The organism is Paenibacillus sp. ALE2 (genome assembly GCF_054113385.1).
In genome coordinates this window covers 3443807-3463290 of record NZ_CM134213.1, presented here as the reverse complement: position 1 = coordinate 3463290, position 19484 = coordinate 3443807, and the positions used below count along the sequence as shown (strand labels likewise).

Sequence of the window (19484 nt, the reverse complement as noted above, 5' to 3'; positions counted from 1 at the left end):
GCAACGCGGCTTCAAATATCTCCTTATCCATTATCCCTTCTGCTTGTAAAATTCATGGTACAACTTCATCAGCGCGCGCTTTTCAATTCGTGACACATACGAGCGTGAAATTCCCAGTTCTCGTGCAATTTCCCTCTGTGTTCGTTCTTCTCCTCCAGCTTCCAGACCAAATCGGCCAATCACCACTTCTTTTTCACGGTCATCTAAAATATCCAGATTGCGATAGATTTTGCTCTTCTCGATTTTGAGCTGTACCTTATCTACAATATCGTCCGCCTCGGAACCAAGGATATCAATTAAAGTAATCTCGTTTCCTTCCTTGTCAGTCCCTATAGGATCGTGGAGAGATACGTCTTTGCGTGTCTTTTTCAGGGACCTTAAATGCATCAGAATCTCATTTTCTATACAACGGGCTGCAAATGTTGCCAGTTTTGTTCCTTTTCCGGTCTGAAAGCTTTCAATAGCTTTGATCAGTCCAATGGTGCCGATGGATATAAGATCCTCCAAATCTTCGCCGGTGTTATCGAATTTTTTTACAATATGGGCCACCAGCCTTAGGTTATGTTCAATAAGTGTGTTACGGGAATGTGCGTTGCCTTCGGCAAACAGCTTTAGGTGTCGAGCTTCCTCTTTCTCAGTCAATGGCTGCGGAAAGGCGTTGTTTTTCACATAGGAAACGAGTAGCGTCAATTCCTTGATGAACAGAGCGATAGCACTAAATAGTCCGGGCACGGATGACACCTCCTGAGGTAGTTGCGAACTTACCGGCCTTTGTTACTTACCGGGCTTGCGGTCTGTTTATTGTATGTAGGCAGGTGCCCATCCGTGCCTGTACTCCGAAAACTGCTCCGTAATAATTTGCCGGATATCTTTCTGGAGCAATCTCCAATACTTAATTTGAAACTTAGAGATCTCTTCGACAAATCAACGCACTCCTATAGCCAGAGGGAAACACGGGATAGCTTTACATTATTCATCACTTGATTTCCCCATTTTCTTTCAGTAGAGTATTAACTTTTTTCTAAATATGACATCGGAAGTGGGGAATAGACTATCGTATCTCCATCTTCATCTCGTTTTAAAATAATAGCGAACTCAGCACCATTACTCTCATCGCCTCTTGGCAACGGGAAGATCATTGCGGGACAACGCAACTCATAATTATGAGGAAATTCTTTTTGAAAATCCTCTAAAGCATAATTCAGAATTGCATCTATTTTATCGGTAAGCACATGAAATCCACCTATTACAAAATCATTGGACTCTTGGGAAGCGGTATACTTCTCAAATAATTTGGTTTTGTATTCCTCAACAGTATTAAAACAAACTTCCCAATCCAAAGGGAATACGCCATCTGCTAAATAATAAGAGTATATTTTCATATTCCATACATTCTCCTTCTCGCACCTAAAATAGTTTTTATATTGTTTCTCTCAATCTTTTTCGATATAAATTAGCCTAGCCTTTAGAATGAGCTTGTTAAAGACCCGAAAATAGCACCCTTTTCTTATTTCCTCCTATATCGTTTGAATTTTTTAATTACGTAGGTTCTTATCCCGTCCATTGCTAGTATAGTCATGAAATAACTGGTTGCTATTATAATGCTTGGCCACTCATTTATGATTATGCCTTTTTTAATTAAGGAATACATTCATTGAGAGTTTCATATAGATCATATACAACAACATATTTAGCAAATTAGAAATAATAACTAAGGGAGGTAGTTCAACATGACAAAATTCAGTCAAAATCCAGATAGTTATTCGTTTTCCATGGAACCTGTCGTTATAGCTGAAGATAACGTTTCAACGAATGGAGATACCAAAAATACTTTTCCGAAGAATGTTTTGATCGATAATAATCTCTATTGGGAGAGCAGCTTAAGTGGTAAAGGTGGGGAAATCATCTTCAAATTAGATACGGGAAAAACGATCAATGATATCCTCTTAGCCCAGCCACCTTCTCGCGCTTTTATACTTTCGTTTTCGTTTCATGGCTCGAGTGACGGAGAAAACTGGTATAGGTTAGGACAAGTCGAGGCTGTACCAAGCACTGCAAAAATAACCTATCAGTTTAGTAATGAAATTCCTTTTTCATATTATAAAATAGCTGTACTTTCCTCTGGATTGAATAATACAACCACCTATTATGGTATCCGATACATTCAACTAAGAACCGCGCTAATCAATGGCGTTCCTGCCTACAGAGCGTCCAATATAAATCCCGCTATTGCGGAATAAGCCAGTACAAAATACAAAAAGGAGGCTGGACAACGCCTCTATGAGTAATGGCTATACTTGAGACAAAAGTTATTCTTACATTCCTAAAATTTCTAGTTATAAGTGATACTTTCTTGCTTTATAACTGAGACTTATCCTCCAACAATAACATAATCACACCCTAATATGATCACTCGTCATTCTATAACTGTGAAGAGAAATGAGAACCAGTAGATTCCTTTTAGCTACTGGTTCTACTGAACCGCAACAGCGACACAACATCCGTTTGAGTAAACTGTAGGCGATCTGCCCGGCTAATAAAGTCTCAGACATATACCAAAAAAAGTATAGCCAAATTCGTCTCATGTATTACCGTAACTCATACCTGCGTCAATATGCCGGAAGTGTATTCAATAAGATATCCTTTTTCACGAGCATATTTGATTGTGTTTCTAATCCGACGCTGAAACTCCATTGGTGATTTAACCTTTCCGATATGAATTTCTATCGTATTATCCCACCGAAAATAGCCGTAAATATTCGTCCCTTTACCAGGAACTCGTAGCCACCAGACTATTCGTGTTAAAGCCAAGCAATCCAAGAAGAATGCCATAATGTCGATTGACAACCATGAAACCGGTGCATGACCTAAATACAAGAATAATCCAACGAGAAAACTAAATATAACTTATGCAAACAGTTTCAAGCGAACGCCCTTGATAAAGCCTGAAGCAAAATTTGAATAAAATCCCCCTTTTCAAGTCCTCAATTATTGGCATACATATCGACCTGCACCCAGCTGCAGGCTGGCCACTTCTCCAATCGATCTGATTGACTCCGCAGCCGCTTCCAGGTCCTCAATCAATTGAACTCAATAGGTTTCAATATATTTGATTACTTGATCTACAGTCGAAAAAGGTTCTTTATCTAACTTTACCAATCGATCAAAAACCTTAATTTCAAATCCCGATTCATTTCTCCATACTTCAAACCGGATGTTCTCCTCTACCGCCGGCCCTCCAATTGTAACTTGATCTCCTATCAGCATACCTTCAAGATTAGCTTTTCGACTTAGGCTTAGTTTCATAAAACTCATCCTTTCCTTATTAATTAAGTCCAACTGATCGACTCCACAGCCCGTAGCAGTTATTCAATCAATCTTTACCTCTAAAAATTTTCTCCCGCTGGATTGATGGCTGAACCGAAACATTGTTATCTCCTGACTACAATCAATCATTTTAAGCCCATTATCTTCAAACAGGCATTCGCATATCCTTGTTTTTATAGATTACAACAGTAATCTCCTGTCGTGCTCTCGTTAGCATTTGGTACAGCATTTTGTCCATACGATAGGGAGGTGCCCCCGCTTCTCTAGTAGACAAAAGCTGCCCAGAATCGTTGTAATAAAAACGCTCGTTTATTACAACGGCAACTTTATCAAATTCTTGTCCAATAACATGATGAGCGTTTCGATTTCCCACTGAGTACTTATCAATTGCGATCCCCATGGTTTTTGTACACTGCGGCTTTAACGCAGCCCCGTTGTTTATTTGCACTCCACCTAGGCGACATTCTTTAGCTTAGCGTATTGTTGCAGGTGTAAGGCTTTTGCCGAAGCCCAACCGCCGATGACAAATTGACATCGGACAATTTGTCCGATATAATCAAAACAAAACGGACAAACTGTCCGAATTTATATATGAAGGGTGAAACTGGGATGTATATTGAAAAGTTGTATTTTTTACCTGTAGGTGAATGTTTCCTAGATCAATCGGCAGTTAATCGAACCCTTGCCCCCGGGAAATTAGTCGGAATGCCTGTGTGGTCTTTTCTATTGGAAACGACCAGCGGGCCGATACTCATCGATACGGGAATGCCCGACGCTTTTATCAACAATCCCGATTACTACAAGAGGACTAGACGTGAAGGGCGCGTCGTCCCCAACATGTCTGACGGCGACTCGATCGTAAATGTGTTAAAGCGTGTCGGTTATCGACCTGACGATATTCAAATGGTCATTAGCTCCCATTTACACTTGGATCATTCTGGGGGAAACGGGCATTTCCGCAATACGCCGATCCTTATTCAAAGGGCAGAGTATGATGCGGCCATAAACAATGAGGATTACTCTCCATTAGAGTGCAGGCTGCCCGATTTACAATATCAAATCATTGAGGGTGACCATGAATTGATTCCGGGGGTTCAAATTTTATTCACTCCGGGTCATTCCCCTGGCCATCAATCAGTCCTTGTCACAACGGAAAAGTCGGGTCCAGTGCTACTGACAATTGATGTTGCTTATACTCGGGAGAACTTCGAGAATAGCGTACCGTTCTTGACATTCGATCAAGAGATGGCTGCCAAATCGATTACTCGCATGCAGGAGTTAATTCAGGATGTTCGGCCGTCCTATGTTTTCTTGGGACACGATAGAGATCAGGCGCAAAAATGCCGCACCTTTCCTGACTTCCTGTAATGGAGGGACAGGCTATGGATACTCAATCAATGGCTTTATCCGGCAATGAGCGGAAATTAATGGGGACACTTTGCTTGCTCATTATTTTCGGAAACATCAATATGACCATGTTTAATTTGTCTATACCTTCGATTTCCGCTGACTTTGCCCTGACCTCCTCGCAGGTGAGCTGGGTTATGGTCGGTTACAGCATTTTGATGGCTATCGGCGCCGGTACTTACGGCAAGTTAACGGAGTCCTTTTCCTTTCGCCAGCTGTATGTCATTGGTTTAATCCTTTTAGCTTTCGGCTCTATGATCGGCTTTTTTGCAGCTTCATACTTGCAAGTTATCATTGGAAGACTGCTGCAGGCAGCAGGGGCCTCATCCATCTCTCCCCTGTCTTATGCGGCAGTAACCCTGTATTTTAAGCCTACAGTCAAGGGACGGGTGCTGGGAACCTTATCCGCCACGATTGCCTTTGCTTCCGGCTTCGGGCCTGTGTTCGGCGGTTTCGTGGAGCAATACTTTGGTTGGCGTGCTTTGTTCATCGTGTCCAGTCTGAGCCTATTTGTTATCCCTTTGATATTCAAGTATGTTCCTGACAAGAAACACGACCGCGGTTCATTCGATTTTCTCGGAGCTGTTTTGTTCTCCGCGGGACTGGCGTTGGTGTTGCTAGGGGTTACGAACTATTGGTTTATGCTCATTGCAGGAGCAGCAGTTCTTCTATGGTTCGGTACTCATATTCAGAAAAAAGAACATCCATTTATCGATGCATCTTTCATGAAAAATGCTCCTTACCGACGAATTCTATGGATTGGATTCCTTACCTTCGTATGCAACACGGGGTTAACCTTTACTCTTCCTGTCATGCTGAAGAATTCCTTTCATTTACCAACTAGTAAAATCGGTCTGCTGATGCTTCCCGGTGCCGCCTGTGCAGCCTTGCTCGGATCCCGGATCGGAGGTTGGACAGATCGTTTCGGAAGCTCCCGCGTGCTTGTCATATCGCAAAGTCTCGTCATCAGCGGATTTATACTACTGGGGGTATCCGTACATTTGCCGCCATGGATCGACGCTATATTGATCATTATCCTTATGATTGGATTCAACGGTGTCCTCACCTCTAGCAGCAATTTAGTTTCGACGACACTCCGTTCGGCTGAGCTGGGTGTGGGGATGGGTATTTTCACACTGGCCTATCTCCTAGGCGGAGCATTCGGCCCTGCGCTGGTCGGCCGACTGATTGATCTAAAGATGCCTTTTTTTGTTGTTTATTTTACCATTTCCCTGTTGGCAATCCTGACATACTTATTCGCAAGAAAAGCAAATCCTAGCGGAAGCTATGGTAATTAGTTTGGTAGACTTACGACATGTCCGAAAGATATGGAGGATGAATAGATGAGTAAATTAAATTTCCAACTGTCCTTTGCTGCTATTCATGAGCTGGCCGAGGGGATCCGAACAAGGAAAATATCCCCGGTAGAGATTACAGAACATGCGCTTCACCGCATCGAACGTTTGAATCCGAAACTGAACGTTTTCGTTACCCAAACGTCCGAACTGGCGATTGAACAAGCGAAGCAATCGGAACGCGATATTATGCATGGTCGGTACAAAGGGCCCCTTCACGGGATCCCCATCGTTCATAAGGATCTATATTACACTAAAGGGATCCGAACAACTGCCGGTTCAAAAATATTGAACAGCTTCGTCCCCGATTACGATTCGACGGTTGCAGCTAAGCTACATGAGGCTGGAACAGTTCTGCTAGGCAAAGTACAGACTCACGAGTTCGCTGCGGGATTGACAACAACTAGCCCGCACTTCGGTCCTTGCCTCAATCCGTGGAACACTGAACTTGTAACGGGAGGTTCAAGCGGCGGTTCGGCTTCTGCTTTAGCGGCTGGACTTACTTATCTGGGCACAGGCTCGGATACCGGAGGTTCGATCCGCATACCCGCTGCTTTGTGCGGTGTCGTAGGGATGAAGCCGACGTACGGTCGGGTCAGTCGGTATGGTATCATTCCAATGGCCTGGTCATTGGACCACCCGGGTCCGTTGACCCGCTGTGTCATGGATGCGTCCCTGTGCTTGGATGTGATGTCTGGCTTCGATCCAAAGGATGAATCGACTGTCGATCTGCCTGCGCCAGGTATCAAGATGTATCCGAATGGTCTCAGGGGTGTGCGTATCGGATTGCCGACAAGCTACTATTACGAGGATTTGATGCCGGAAGTGGAAGCTGCGATGAAGGCCGCTATCAATAAATTCCGAGAACTGGGAGCAGAAATCATCGAAGTTAGCCTGCCCCTGATCAAACATGTTAGAAGTGCGACGATGGCCATTATGATGACGGAAATGTACTCGTACCACGAGAAGTGGCTTGAGACAGAATTGGAACAGTATGGACCGGACGTCCGAATGTTTCTTGAAAGCAGTAGAGATATTCCGGCTTCCATTTACCTTCAGTCTCAGCGGGCCCGGCAACTAATTGTCAATGATTTTTTGAATGCATTGTCCGGAATCGACATCTTGTTGACGCCGGCAACACCGATCACTGCGCCGCGTGCAGATGATGATGCTAGTGTATTCAGATTGAACTCATTTACGCTTCCGACCAATTTGACTGGCTTGCCTAGCCTGAGCATGCCTTGCGGCTTCTCACCTTCCGGTCTGCCGATTAATATGCAATTGATTGGCCGCCCCTTCGAAGAAGCGACAGTACTAGGTATCGGCAATACTTATGAAATGAATACAGACTGGCACAAGAGACATCCGGATTTGTAAGCCTGACTATATTTGATGGAGGGTAATCTATGGATCAAAAGCAACTTAACTCTGAAGTTAGCAGGAAAGCATCAACCGTAACCGGAACAGATACGACGAGCGACAAGAAAAAAGCATACGAGCAGTTTATTCATACGATCGCAAGTTTAAAGGAACTGGACCTATCGGGCATTGAACCGCATTTGCCTCCAATTTACAAAAAGCACTATACCAAGAAATTAAAAAAAGCTCATCGGTCACCCAAATGAATGTATTTTTAATTTTTCACGAAATGTATTATAATTATGAAGACGGACAACATGTCCTATACACGAAAAACGGACATATTGTCCGTTTTTCGTGTTAAATAACAGTTAAATTAATGATGAGGGGAGATATTTATGGTAAATTCAGAATCGCAATCTGTCTCTCTGAAAATTCCCAGAGAGGAGTTAAACCGAAGACGAATTTTGGCGGCGGCTAGAGAACTTTTCATCAAAAACGGTGTTTACAATGTCAATATGCATCAGATTGCGAAGACTGCTGGAGTAGGACAAGCAAGCCTATACCGCCGCTACTCGGATAAGGGCAACATATGTCAGGAGATCGCGTATGAAGAATACCAACCTTTGTTTGATGAAGTTCAAGCATTTCTTGATCAATCCCCAGAAACCGCTGCCTTGGACCGGCTTTACCATGTAATCGTAAGATATGTCTCTTTTTTAGAGGCGAAAGTTCCTTGGCTCTGTGAGGTCAGCCGGGCCTCAACCGGGCATCGTCCGTTACAATCTCCGTTATGTCAATGGATGCGCAATATAAGCAGAAATCTGCTAAATGAGGCCGTTGAACAGGGAGACGTATCCGGGGTGGACATTTCATATACTATTGAAGCCCTGCTGGCCGTGCTTCACAATATCGATTACCATCTCCAAGATGAAGGCTTTACAAGCCAACGAGTTCTTGATGGATTACACCGCATATTTATTGAAGGTTTAAGAGCTAATAGACATTAATTGAGGGGCTGGCCACAAAGCCACATAACATGGATGAGGGATAGTCCTGCGTAACTCCTCTTTTTATCTCATAATGGTATATTGAATGTACAAAGAAACCATATCCTTTCAAATGGTCGGGTGGTACCTCCATTTTACCCAGGAACGGTTTCTTATTGTTTTACAATTGGAGAATAGGACGTCCCTAGTCATTTTTATGACTTATGGGACAACCCTTTTTTTCTGCCAATGGCTGCTATGCGAGTTGAAGAGATTTGTACAGCACTTGGGGATTTTATTAAAATTTAGTCTATCTTTCTCCTTACGGATATACAGTAATACTTCGTGCATAGATTTATATAAAGTATGGTAAGATACCCACGTGTATTCTAATACTGTACAAACTGTTATCCGGCCGGCTTTTTGGAGCAAATAGGAAATCACGAAGTCTACATCAGCCTTATATTTATTGATTCTTTCCTGTCTTAGTTTCTCTTTAGTTTCTTCTATTTTTGAAGTTATTTTATTGTTTAATTCGTTATAATTCGTGATTATATTGCTATAAGACATCCCTAAAAATGTGACTACATCCCTTAATGTAATTTGTTCATGATCGTGTGTTTTGATGTACTCATTTGCAAGTGACCAAAGGTATTTTTCCTTTAACTTTTTCTTGTTGTGGTTTTGCTTTCTAATTGCTTTAGAGATTCTATTACCCAGTCCGTGCTCCCAAGGCAGAAAATGGAATTTTTAGATATCGAGCAATTGCCTTATGAGATATTTTAAGATTTTCATACACAAATGTTTGAAGAGCTTTCTCCAATTGATCTACAAGTTCAGCACTGTTATAATTCTGACGTTCTATTGTTTTCCTTTGATAATGTTCTTTATCAAATAGGGCATTAAATATAAAATACCGTTGCACAGCAGGATCAAATAAATAATAGTAGAACGTTAATATTCCAACCTAAAATCGCTCTTGAGTTCTGAAGTAATCCGAGTTTACCCTCCCAATTTAAAAGCCCTCTAAAAATCTGTACCAAATCACTACTACATGTTCTGGTTGGACCGAATTTTTTAGATAACTCCCTTGACAAAAGCTTATTTTTATTTAAATATCCCATGATCTTGTACACAGTATTATTGGACCTTTCTAGTCGACGTGCTATTTCACTCACCGATTGTGTATTCTTTAGAATCTCCCGTGTTCTCTCAATCATACCAACCCAGTCATTAATTGATTTCCACATGTTATCTGAGGTATCAATCCCGTATTCCATCCAACATACTGTACAGATGGAATGCCTATTATATTTCTGACCTTGTACCATATGTTAGCATATATAGAATATATATAGTAAATAGAAACACAAAAAAACCAATAGAAACAAGGGGTTTTGTTTCTATTGGTTTAAAAATGTCTCAAACATATACCCAAAAATGTCTCAGTTATCAACCATATCAGTCTCAATTATTACCGTTACTCACAGCCCCCCTCCCTAATTTTGGTTATTTCATTTGAAGCATATTATAAATCATCTCAGCAGCTTCCGCACGCGTAACTTTCTGTTTGGCACGGAAGCTGCCATCTGGATATCCTTGCACTAAATTAATCTCGGTTAGGCCAAGCACATCCTTTCTGGCCCACTCAACAATTTGAGAAGAATCTGAGTATACATTGCTTTCTTGCTGTGGTGTAGCCTTGATAATGTTATTCACCATTTTAGCGGCCTGCTCCCGATTTATGACCCGATCTGGACCGAAGGCTTTGCTACTAAAACCTCGAGCAACTTGATCCTTAATTGCTGTTTTGAGCAGATCAACATACCATGCAGATAGATCAATATCCTCGAAGTCTAGAGTCACATCTGTTTCGAGCGGTAATTTAAGAGAACGAACAAGCATCGAAGTAAATTCCATACGTGTTACGGGTCTATTCGGTTCAAAAAGTGTGCTGGATGTTCCTTTAACTATACCCAAATTAGCAAGCGTATTTATCTTCTCTCTATTAAATACCCGATCAATGTCACTAAAATGATTTGGCTTCGTCTCGATTGTTGAGCCTTGAAAGAACTCTGTTTTTGTTTCTATCGGTTCCTCGACAACAGGCTGAATCGGTTTTACACCCCCCGCGCCTCCTGCTCCAACACCTGTGTCCACAGCATTCCCTGTAGTTTTACCACTCGCTTCTTTTGCCTCTGTGCGTTTTCCTTGACTATTTTCTGCCCAAAGTTGAACGGTATACAATTGCTTTTCTCTCAGCTGTCTCCAGATAAAAGCTCGATCCTTACCACGATATAGGACTACTCCTTCACTAGCGAGAACAAAAATATCATTTTCATGCTCTGACTCCCAATGGATGATAAATTCACTATTGGTTGTTTCTGTCTTCGAAAACGCAAATGCTGAAGACGGTAACGTCTCGACCTGACCTTCTGATTGCTTACCTTCACCGCTTGTGTTCACTGGCTTAACAGTAATATGATACAATGTAGAACTATCTAATCCGTCTACTTTAAACTCTTGAGTAGTCGTATGGCCGATAAGCATCTCGTTTTTGTAGACATTGTAAGCATCCGCACCTGGAGCTTCTGGCCATGTAATAAGCAAATCGGTATCCGTTACGCTTTTCACAACCAACCTATGATTTGGTATTTGACCTGGCAATGTACGATACGTAAAGGGAGCAACGTCGCCTTCTCCCGTAGTATTCATCGCCTGTATACCAAACGAGTAAATTATACCAGGCTGGATATCTGAAAGTATGATGCAAGCTTCTCTAGTGTCAAAAACTTCCCCTGTATCTTTGCGGATTACTGCATATTGGGAAGCACTCTTAATTTCATTCCATGTCAGCGAAATCTGTCCATTCCCAAGTTCCGTAACTTTTACATTTTGTACTTGAGGCGGGAGTGTCAGCAGTTCACCCAACGCTGGCGGGCTGTAACCACTGCTGTTCCCACTACTCACTTGAAAAGTGTAGTTTTTCCCACCTGTTAAACCAGATACAACTACCCGTGGTTCCGTACTATAATAATTTTGACCGTTGATTGTTACCTTATATTGAGTTACCCCGTCAACCGGAGCCCATATCAATGTGGCATCGTGCTCGCGAACATCTACAGCTGCAAGTTGTAAGGCCGAATTAGGTAGCGTTAATGCATTGATAGAAGCATCCAAACCTGTACCACTTCGATTGTAAGCCCGAATTTTTATATTGGCAGATCTACCTGCTGGCAAACCTTCAAAAGTATAAGAATGGATACCACGCGGAATTTGCACCTTTGGTTCATCGTTAACATTCAAAATGTACCCTTCAGCCCCCTGCACATCTTGCCACGCTACACCAACAGAATATACATCCTTCGTTACACTTGAAAGTGTAGTTACCCGTTCTGGTAATGTCATAACGCCGAGATGAGCATAGTCTCCAAATCCTGTTTCATTTTCAGCAGATATACGATAGTTATACTCCGTTCCCGCCTGAAGCTCAGTATCGGTGAATTCTGTATACACATCGTTATAAACCGAGACCTTATCTCGCTCTAGAGCATAGTAGGTGGCAGTGATTACAGAATTCCACTTCAAGTCGATTCCATCTTCTCTTACGGTTACATTCCGGAATCCGCTTGGGCTGTCTGGTAGACTTAAAAAAGATACATGCTTTGCTGCCCCCTCTCCCATGGCGTTTATAGCGGATACAGAAACTTCATAATACTTACCAGGCTCCATCCCCTTAATCGGATTATACACATCTTGTGTAACCGTATCCTTAAATATGATTTCTCCCGTGCTTGCGTCCGCTGCTGTAATAATATATTTATTAGCTGAAAAAACTGGCGTAAAGTCGGCCATGATTTCTGCTGAATGACGAGAGACCGGTCGCAACTGAACATGCTCAGGGGCATCAGGTAACGTTAATACACGGACTCGATTAGAATATGCATTGCCTCCTACATGATTACTGCAACGCAGTTCATACTCATATTCATGTCCTCCTAATAGCCCTGTATCTGTAAAAGAATTTGTCGGATGGTTAACATCCCAAACCTCATTTGTTGTTAGATTTCGGACTGTATAGACATAACCATCATCAAGACCGGAGGGGAGAGTCCATTGCAAATCAACCTCTGTGTTGCGTACAGATGTTGCCGACAGCACAACCGGCTTCGGTTGCTTTTGAATGCGAAGTGCACTGCTGACCGTTTCATACATGTTTCCTGCCTGGTCTTTCACCTTCGCATGGACATACCATTCGCCTTCATTTGAAAGATCCAGCTGGACTATGGGATCGACTGCAGCCTCCCAGTTTTCAGGTGAATCGGAGCTGTTCGTGACTTTGTACTGCCTTGACGATGGTTCAATCCCTGAGTACGGGTCAGCATATCGCATGTTCACATGAATATTAGTATCTTTCCATTCACGCATATTGGGTGTCAGTTGAATGCTCGGCGGCTCCAAATCGATATAAGACAATGCGTTCACCGGAACGCTTCGATTTCCAGCTGCATCTACAGCTTGAGCAGTTACTTTTACAATTCCGGAACTATTTAATATTCCCGATGAACCAGGCACATAAGCGCCAGAACCCAATTGATATTCATAATGCACTGCTGTAGTATCCGTTGCACCCGAGAGTGTAAACTGTACTGGTTTATTGATATATCGGTTAGGATTCGTTACCTCAGAAAACATAACTTTCGGAGGGGTGGGTTGGGTTCGATCAATCATAACCGATTGAGTCACAATGGGACTAGACACATCAAGATTATTGATCGTCCGCGCTGATAGTTCGTAACTCCCTTCTGCATTTAATGTAAAAGTGCCGTTATATGTCAGCCACTCCCCAGTTGGACTCAAACGATACTGTGTCTTCTTAATTCCATTTGTAGAGTCACTTCCTGACTCAATGGCAATGTCCACATCACGGTTCGTTGGACCTGTTTCGCTAGCCCGTATAACAGGAGCCGTCGGCCCCTTTTTATCAATCGTGATCTCTTTGCTTACCTCCAGGCTCACATTACCGACATTATCAATGGAACGAGCATAAATCGTGCTTTTGCCATCTTGATTGACACGAAATACTCCACCATAATCCTGCCAAGCCTGATTCACAACACCGGACAATCGAAATTGAGTATGGGCTAGTCCAGAATAATCGTCTGCGCCCGGTTGTAATGAAATGGTATATTCATTACTGTTTCCTGTTGCATCTATAATGGGGGGAGTTGGTGGCATCCTGTCTATTCGGACATTGGCGGAAGAAAGACCACTATACTGGTTATTGACGTCCACTGTTCGGACATAAATTGTATTTACACCATGATCATTGACAGTGAAGGGACCAATATATTGCTGAAATGCTCCTCCATTCAGGCTATATTCATAGTACTTTAATCCTTCAGGAGCCACATCCCCATCAATCCACACGGTTACAGGCTCTTTCGTCCACCCTGTAACAGCCTGTCCCTCTGCACCAGCATGAATCTGGGGTGGTTTAGGCATCAAGTCTGATTTGGGAATAATACGAATTCCAAACTTGGATATTTCATCACTTGTCTGTTGACTAGTTCCCATCGCTCTGAAATATCGTACATCCCTTAATGTAATAGAGTCGGTGATATCTATCCATTTTCCCTGGTAATAGCTATTGGCATAGAATTTCGTTACATTAGTCCATGTATATAAATTCGTTCCGTTGGGTCTCCAGCTGTCGCCTGCGGCGGCATTAGATGTATATATATCTGTATGATAAGACCCCTCAATGTAAACAAAAATCCTGTAATCCGAAGTCTTAATAGATCTTCCAATATCAACAAAACGATTTGTCGGCTGTTTAGTTCCATCACACGTATACCTTGCCGACCCCATGCCAGTGTATACTTCCGTTGCTCCTACTCCACTTCCTGACCAAGAGCCCCAACTATCGCCCCCACCTGGCAAATTATTTTGGCAAAAAGGACCTCCGATGATTTCTTGGGTAGCAGCCGATACCCTTTCCGGGAATATGGGAATGATCATTAATAAGAGGAGTAAAGCCAGTACTCCATACACCCATTTATTGTGCTTCCTAACCTTTCGTTTATTTTTTCGATACATACACTTCTCCTTACTTTATTTTATTTTCAAAGAGTTCTACGTACTCGCTTTGGCTAAAATAGAAAAAGCACCTCAAACGAAGGCAGTAATGCCTAAGTTTGAGGTGCTTCCTCAATTTCACGAGTATGTTTTGAAGTTATTATACTTCGTTCCAAACAGGATGTAAACAGAACAGCAAAATGAACTGAAATAAATTTTCGAAACACTCATCCCAGAGACCCTTTTGAAACTTTAATTGGCCTGAACACCCAAGTTCCGAAAAAATCCCCGCATATTCTGCATGTAAGAATCCTCAGGAGCAGAAGATTCCTTAAGAAGATTTTGCATACTATTCATAAACGCGGAAGCTGAGGATGTATCCGCTTTGTCAAACCGATTCGTTAACTGTGGTTTATTTAACAGCTCTTCAGTCTGTTCTGTACGTTCCTTGTATTTATTAATCCAATCGGGGTTTTGAGGAACCTTTTGTGCAAAACTCAACAGCTGGCTTAATCCATTTCCTCCACCCTTAATGTCATTCATGAACGCAGTATATTTTTGAGGATCGACCTGTTTCATCACTTCCGACAGCTTGACGTAGTCCTCAGGGGCACCTATCGGACGATCTGTAGGAGTCGTGTAGCTAATATCTCCGGTCTCTGAATCAATGGTTCGTGTCAAGGCAATACCAGCTATCTGGTTCATGGTTTGCATAAATTCCTTGGCTTTATCGCCTTCCATGTAATGATCCGCAATATACTTGGACTGGGAAACTCCCATCTCCAGCAATACCGCGCGCTGCTTCTCATCCGTAACCGTTCCATCGACGATAAAATTGGATTGAATCATATTGTACACAGCATCGGATACTTCTTCCGGTTGGCCCTCCAAAACCCGGTTTAATGCATCGTTGATCTGAGTTGTGCCAAAATACTTGGCAGCATGTGACACGATATCCCCCTCAGCCAGCTTTCTGCCAGCTTCACTAATCTCCACGGTGTCCTGAACGACGAACCTGGACACTTTTTCTTCATGTAGCTGGGGGGACGGAACTTGCTTGCTTGTCGGATTGATCCGTAAGCTACCAGAGCTAAGAACCGCTTGTTGTGCTTTAAGAGGTTCAAAATTCATTCTACTTCCTCCTGTCATGTTTGTAACAGGCAATCTAAGGCGTATGTACGATGTAATGTAACCCTGTTGCTATATATATCGGACAAAGCATATATGGAATGAATATATGCTTTGTCCTAAAAATGAACAATTTTTGAAGCAAGATCCTGACTCTGAATATAAATTGTTAAAATAAACAATCTGACGTTGTCATTGCTTTATAGACAGTACATCAACCACCATAAATGCTATAAGCAAAGTGATATACAATATCTGTAGCTGTAAGTGAAGTACCTGACACCTGGGCAGCTACACCTGAAAGATCATAGTAATGTGTAAAGCTTATGGGACCAGACAAGTATTCTGCAATACTTCCCGTAGAATGCGGCAGGGAAAGGGTCACACTAAAGGCTCCATTTTGATCCGTATAACCAGTACCTGTACGAGTTCGATTCCCGCTGCTTTCAGTCCAGTTCTGGTTCAACCATGTCACATTAACTGGTGCATTTGCTACTGGATAATTATCCGTTGTAGTAACAACACCCTTTACAGTCAGGCTGGTGTTTCCATTAACCCGATAATGGCGACCGTAAGAGTAGGATGGATAGTCATTCGGACCGTTTTTAGAGTCATAACCGTTAATTACAATTTTTCCAGCCCGAAGTACTGGTTTAAGTGTGAGTGCATATAAATGGTCCGGTGAATACTGGTTTGTGGTGTACACTCGCACATAGTAGGTTCCCGTATTCAAAGTGACATTATGATTGGTTTGCGGCAGAAGCGCCATTTGGTTGCCACTAAGAGCCCCATAAACTTCCGCTTTGTAACCGTAGCTTTCCGAAGTGCTGTCCAGTTTGACATTCAAACCATCATAATTGCGATTCGCAGGAATTGTGATTTGATACCAATCATTGTCAATTCCTGAATGAATGGAGCGTGAATTAAGGGTAGATCCCCCTGTACTAAATGTAAAGTTATAGGCATGAAAAGCACTCTCATCCGGTTCATAGGCATCATATTGGGAGTTTACATCCACGGTTAAATAGAAAGGATCATTTATGCTCGATCCCTTTTTGGAATGGACTGCAACTGCGTAAGCTTTCTCAGATCCGGTAGCATTGCGGCTTCCTACGTTTTCAGGAAGTGATGCCGATCCCTGTTCATACTTGTTAAAATAGGTTCCATAGGTGGAGGCGTCAATAGCATTGGGGTTGATATCCCCTGTTGTCATATCAAATTCGTACAAGTATAAGTCATAGTCAAGCTGCTCTGAAAATGGACCATCCAACTGTGCCTGCAACAATTCACCTGGCTTCACATAAATCGGATATAAAAACTGTGTGCCTCCCTCTTCCGTAATTGTACCTGAATACGTAGCAGAAGAAGCTGTGGCTGCCGTTGGACTAGCTTTCAGGGAAGGAAGGGTCTCCCTTTTCAAAGAGAATGTCTCTGGTGCTTTAAAATTGATATTTTCCTGCATGTTATAAACGGAGGATGTAATACCTTTAGGCTTGTCCACCCGGGTTAAATGCTCAATAACATCTTCGTTGTTCGTTGTTAGCTGAAAACTAGAATCAGCTTCAATAGCTTGTTTTTCCTTGTTCATCTCTGTGCCTTGACTCGCGTTTGCAGTCATCCCAAAAGCAAACAGGAGCATCATGCTTAGCATAACTGAAATAGCCTTTCTGAACCTCTTCATACTGAAATCCCCTCTCAAATGGTTTAAGGAATTCCCGCTATTCCCTGGAGAATCAGGGTATCTTCTAGGCTGTTGTCTCTATCATAAAACATTCTTGGTTCTAATGGAATATATTGTAGCAAATATTTTTAGTCGTCATTTCCTAAAATAGAAAGCTCTAGAATCCATAGATTAAATGATAATACAGGATAATAGACTTACTTTAGACACCTTTTTACCATAAAAACCCTACCATTCTCTTATTTATACGATATAATAAACTGATATGGGTAGTTCTTTTAGACTAATCAATATATCTAATTACCCATAAACATACATAGAAAAAGGGGAATACAGATGAAAAAACTTAGTATATTTATGTTAGTATTGTGTTGCTTTTCAATTTTGGCAGCTTGCTCTACCGATCCGGTAAAAAAAGATTTAATTACCTATGTGAATGATGGAATGCTTCCGTTAACACAAGATGAAAAAGCAGTAACTGAAAAATATGAATCTGTGACCGGGGATAACTTCACAGATGATGAAACACTATATAATACGTTACGAGATGATATTATCCCAGAATACACCAAATACCTCGATAAAGTTGAAGCAGTAAAGACGGAAACTCCTGAGGTACGGGCCGTCCACGAAACCTACATCAAGGCGGTTAGCACTCAAAAAGAAGCACTCATTACGATGATCGATGCGTTGGAAAAAGGAGATCTAAACTTAATTAATGAAAGTAACACCAAGCTTAGCGAGGGTAAAAAGCTCTTTAGAGATTTTGGTGAACAGGTTAACACACTGGCTAAAGAGCACGATGTGAAGATCAATAAGAAATAAATTTTAAAGCTCCCATCTCGGGAGCTTTTTCTATATCCTAGGAATACTCGAAGCAAATTATCGCTTTCCTTAATTCTCTATCATAAAATAAGTAAACCTTATCGGCTCCAAACGCTTGAAAATAATATCCGGTGAAAGAACCGATATAGGTAAATGTCTCACCATTGGCACGTTTAGGCACATGAAGCAGATTGGTTTGCTCGAACTTGAGCATTTCTTCCAAGGATTCGTCATATTCCTTGATGTAGCTTTGGGCCTCATCAGACTGAAATGCGATATCATCCAGAATACCGTTGACTTCGGGAAAGCTTAGCCCCCAACCACTGGAATGTTTTTCCTCAAATTCGTGAGTGAGCTCTTCCACAGACTTTTTGGCCTCTCCAAAGGAGGAATATGGATAAATTTTATGGTTTTCCAGGAAAAATGCTTTGCGAGCTTCGTAGTCTTGTTCATTAGCTATGTACACCTGTTCCAGTCCGTCCAGTGCCATGACTTCTCTCTTCATACGTAGGTACGCTTTATCTCCGGTAGATTTCAGCGCCTCATAGGTGGCTTCTAATTGCTCTTTCTGATGAAGACTAAAATAATTCCAGTCTGCTTCGAATTTGTATTTGCCGTCAATTACATCGAATCCCAGCATATCTTCCTTGGTATATAAGGTATGAAATTGCTGAGTATTTTCACCCACACAGCCTTCGTGGATTTCTTTTACGGAAACAAAATGAAGCCACTCGTCCTGCTCTGGAAATAAGAACTGGAGATTAATCGAGCAGATTGGCAGAAAGTGCTTGCGGTAATGTTCAAGATCGCTGGCAAATACGTCCTCGTATGCTGGAAAACGTTTGATAAATCTCTCTGGTATGTTCATGGATGCTCCTCCTAAATTGTACGGTTCTATGGTTGCTTTTCGATCCGAAACGTCCCTTCACTCGAAATCACGCTGTAAATTTCATCAAATCCTTCTTCGTAACTTGGGACCTCTAGTTTACTCATTACACTTTTAATACCAATCTCAGGAATATACTCTTTGCCTGTGCGCTGCTCATTACGCTTAATAGATTCTGCATAATCAGGTTCAAAATAGTAGCCTATGATTCTGAATCCCTTATTTTTACAAGCATCTATATATTTCTTTCGTTCTTCAACTGTTGGATTGGTATTGTCCACTACAAAACGCTGCATCGTTTCGATGGAGGTCTGAAGGTACATATTTTCCCTATTCCGTGTTTTAAGCATATCAAGATTTATCCGCATATGTGTTTTGAAGAATCGTTCTTTATAAAAAGTCGACTTGCCCGAAGCCTGAATTCCTATAAAAATGACACACTCCAAACC

16 protein-coding genes are annotated in these 19484 nt (G+C 41.9%); 7 read left to right on the top strand and 9 right to left on the bottom strand.

All coding sequences use genetic code 11. The annotated features are described in order from the left end of the window. Window positions 1-30 precede the first annotated feature (30 nt). Both sigK and ACXHJ1_RS15145 read right to left on the bottom strand, forming a co-directional pair. Window positions 31-732 (bottom strand): RNA polymerase sporulation sigma factor SigK, encoded by a 702-nt coding sequence (sigK, locus tag ACXHJ1_RS15150; RefSeq protein ID WP_025365394.1) that lies wholly within the window; start codon window positions 730-732, stop codon window positions 31-33. A 278-nt stretch (window positions 733-1010) separates the two neighbouring features. Then, window positions 1011-1382: a hypothetical protein gene (locus ACXHJ1_RS15145; RefSeq protein WP_025365395.1), complete on the bottom strand. Its 372-nt coding sequence runs from the start codon at window positions 1380-1382 to the stop codon at window positions 1011-1013. 348 nt (window positions 1383-1730) lie between these two features. On the opposite strand from ACXHJ1_RS15145, the gene ACXHJ1_RS15140 reads away from it, so the two are divergent. Next, window positions 1731-2240, top strand: a complete 510-nt coding sequence (locus ACXHJ1_RS15140) for a discoidin domain-containing protein (RefSeq protein WP_025365396.1) — start codon at window positions 1731-1733, stop codon at window positions 2238-2240. Between the two features lie 850 nt (window positions 2241-3090). On the opposite strand, the gene ACXHJ1_RS15135 is transcribed toward ACXHJ1_RS15140, so the two are convergent. Together ACXHJ1_RS15135 and ACXHJ1_RS15130 are read right to left on the bottom strand one after the other, a co-directional pair. Further along, window positions 3091-3306: a hypothetical protein gene (locus tag ACXHJ1_RS15135; RefSeq protein WP_025365398.1), complete on the bottom strand. Its 216-nt coding sequence runs from the start codon at window positions 3304-3306 to the stop codon at window positions 3091-3093. Between the two features lie 166 nt (window positions 3307-3472). After that, entirely contained in the window at window positions 3473-3775 is a 303-nt protein-coding gene (locus ACXHJ1_RS15130; RefSeq protein WP_107733267.1) for a hypothetical protein, read from the bottom strand. Window positions 3776-3936: 161 nt separating this feature from the next. Here ACXHJ1_RS15130 and aiiA point away from each other — a divergent pair, with 161 nt between their 5' ends. From aiiA to ACXHJ1_RS15105, 5 genes are all read left to right on the top strand, one after another. Next, the gene (gene aiiA, locus ACXHJ1_RS15125; RefSeq protein ID WP_025365400.1) at window positions 3937-4695 is read left to right on the top strand and encodes a quorum-quenching N-acyl homoserine lactonase AiiA; all 759 of its coding nucleotides are present in this window, start codon (window positions 3937-3939) and stop codon (window positions 4693-4695) included. 14 nt (window positions 4696-4709) lie between these two features. Then, entirely contained in the window at window positions 4710-6032 is a 1323-nt protein-coding gene (locus ACXHJ1_RS15120) for an MFS transporter (RefSeq protein ID WP_457904877.1), read from the top strand. 45 nt (window positions 6033-6077) lie between these two features. Next, on the top strand, window positions 6078-7466 hold the full coding sequence (locus tag ACXHJ1_RS15115) for an Asp-tRNA(Asn)/Glu-tRNA(Gln) amidotransferase GatCAB subunit A (protein ID WP_025365402.1): 1389 nt from the start codon (window positions 6078-6080) through the stop codon (window positions 7464-7466). A gap of 29 nt (window positions 7467-7495) precedes the next feature. Then, window positions 7496-7714, top strand: coding sequence for a hypothetical protein (locus ACXHJ1_RS15110; RefSeq protein WP_039276151.1), 219 nt, complete (start codon window positions 7496-7498; stop codon window positions 7712-7714). Window positions 7715-7846: 132 nt separating this feature from the next. Continuing rightward, window positions 7847-8458 (top strand): TetR/AcrR family transcriptional regulator, encoded by a 612-nt coding sequence (locus tag ACXHJ1_RS15105; RefSeq protein WP_107733266.1) that lies wholly within the window; start codon window positions 7847-7849, stop codon window positions 8456-8458. Between the two features lie 1488 nt (window positions 8459-9946). Here the strand turns inward: ACXHJ1_RS15105 and ACXHJ1_RS15100 are convergent. The 3 genes from ACXHJ1_RS15100 to ACXHJ1_RS15090 form a co-directional block, all read right to left on the bottom strand. After that, window positions 9947-14536, bottom strand: coding sequence for a fibronectin type III domain-containing protein (locus tag ACXHJ1_RS15100; protein ID WP_457904876.1), 4590 nt, complete (start codon window positions 14534-14536; stop codon window positions 9947-9949). Between the two features lie 231 nt (window positions 14537-14767). Then, entirely contained in the window at window positions 14768-15646 is an 879-nt protein-coding gene (locus ACXHJ1_RS15095) for a hypothetical protein (protein ID WP_044785397.1), read from the bottom strand. A gap of 211 nt (window positions 15647-15857) precedes the next feature. After that, window positions 15858-17324: an Ig-like domain-containing protein gene (locus tag ACXHJ1_RS15090; protein ID WP_090889484.1), complete on the bottom strand. Its 1467-nt coding sequence runs from the start codon at window positions 17322-17324 to the stop codon at window positions 15858-15860. Window positions 17325-17660: 336 nt separating this feature from the next. Between ACXHJ1_RS15090 and ACXHJ1_RS15085 the strand changes: the two genes are divergently transcribed. Continuing rightward, a complete protein-coding gene (locus ACXHJ1_RS15085; RefSeq protein ID WP_019688100.1) occupies window positions 17661-18149 on the top strand; it encodes a hypothetical protein in 489 nt (162 codons plus the stop codon). A gap of 37 nt (window positions 18150-18186) precedes the next feature. On the opposite strand, the gene ACXHJ1_RS15080 is transcribed toward ACXHJ1_RS15085, so the two are convergent. Both ACXHJ1_RS15080 and ACXHJ1_RS15075 read right to left on the bottom strand, forming a co-directional pair. Beyond that, window positions 18187-19017: a siderophore biosynthesis protein gene (locus ACXHJ1_RS15080; RefSeq protein WP_290409384.1), complete on the bottom strand. Its 831-nt coding sequence runs from the start codon at window positions 19015-19017 to the stop codon at window positions 18187-18189. Between the two features lie 26 nt (window positions 19018-19043). Continuing rightward, window positions 19044-19481: an AAA family ATPase gene (locus ACXHJ1_RS15075; RefSeq protein ID WP_016821666.1), complete on the bottom strand. Its 438-nt coding sequence runs from the start codon at window positions 19479-19481 to the stop codon at window positions 19044-19046. Window positions 19482-19484 lie beyond the last annotated feature (3 nt).

Excerpts from the sequence above, each read along its gene's own strand:
- ACXHJ1_RS15145 (WP_025365395.1), bottom strand. The coding sequence starts at position 1,382 with ATGAAAATATACTCTTATTATTTAGCAGATGGCGTATTCCCTTTGGAT.
- ACXHJ1_RS15140 (WP_025365396.1), top strand. The coding sequence starts at position 1,731 with ATGACAAAATTCAGTCAAAATCCAGATAGTTATTCGTTTTCCATGGAA.
- ACXHJ1_RS15135 (WP_025365398.1), bottom strand. The coding sequence starts at position 3,306 with ATGAAACTAAGCCTAAGTCGAAAAGCTAATCTTGAAGGTATGCTGATA.
- aiiA (WP_025365400.1), top strand. The coding sequence starts at position 3,937 with ATGTATATTGAAAAGTTGTATTTTTTACCTGTAGGTGAATGTTTCCTA.
- ACXHJ1_RS15120 (WP_457904877.1), top strand. The coding sequence starts at position 4,710 with ATGGATACTCAATCAATGGCTTTATCCGGCAATGAGCGGAAATTAATG.
- ACXHJ1_RS15115 (WP_025365402.1), top strand. The coding sequence starts at position 6,078 with ATGAGTAAATTAAATTTCCAACTGTCCTTTGCTGCTATTCATGAGCTG.
- ACXHJ1_RS15110 (WP_039276151.1), top strand. The coding sequence starts at position 7,496 with ATGGATCAAAAGCAACTTAACTCTGAAGTTAGCAGGAAAGCATCAACC.
- ACXHJ1_RS15105 (WP_107733266.1), top strand. The coding sequence starts at position 7,847 with ATGGTAAATTCAGAATCGCAATCTGTCTCTCTGAAAATTCCCAGAGAG.
- ACXHJ1_RS15100 (WP_457904876.1), bottom strand. The coding sequence starts at position 14,536 with ATGTATCGAAAAAATAAACGAAAGGTTAGGAAGCACAATAAATGGGTG.
- ACXHJ1_RS15095 (WP_044785397.1), bottom strand. The coding sequence starts at position 15,646 with ATGAATTTTGAACCTCTTAAAGCACAACAAGCGGTTCTTAGCTCTGGT.
- ACXHJ1_RS15090 (WP_090889484.1), bottom strand. The coding sequence starts at position 17,324 with ATGAAGAGGTTCAGAAAGGCTATTTCAGTTATGCTAAGCATGATGCTC.
- ACXHJ1_RS15085 (WP_019688100.1), top strand. The coding sequence starts at position 17,661 with ATGAAAAAACTTAGTATATTTATGTTAGTATTGTGTTGCTTTTCAATT.
- ACXHJ1_RS15080 (WP_290409384.1), bottom strand. The coding sequence starts at position 19,017 with ATGAACATACCAGAGAGATTTATCAAACGTTTTCCAGCATACGAGGAC.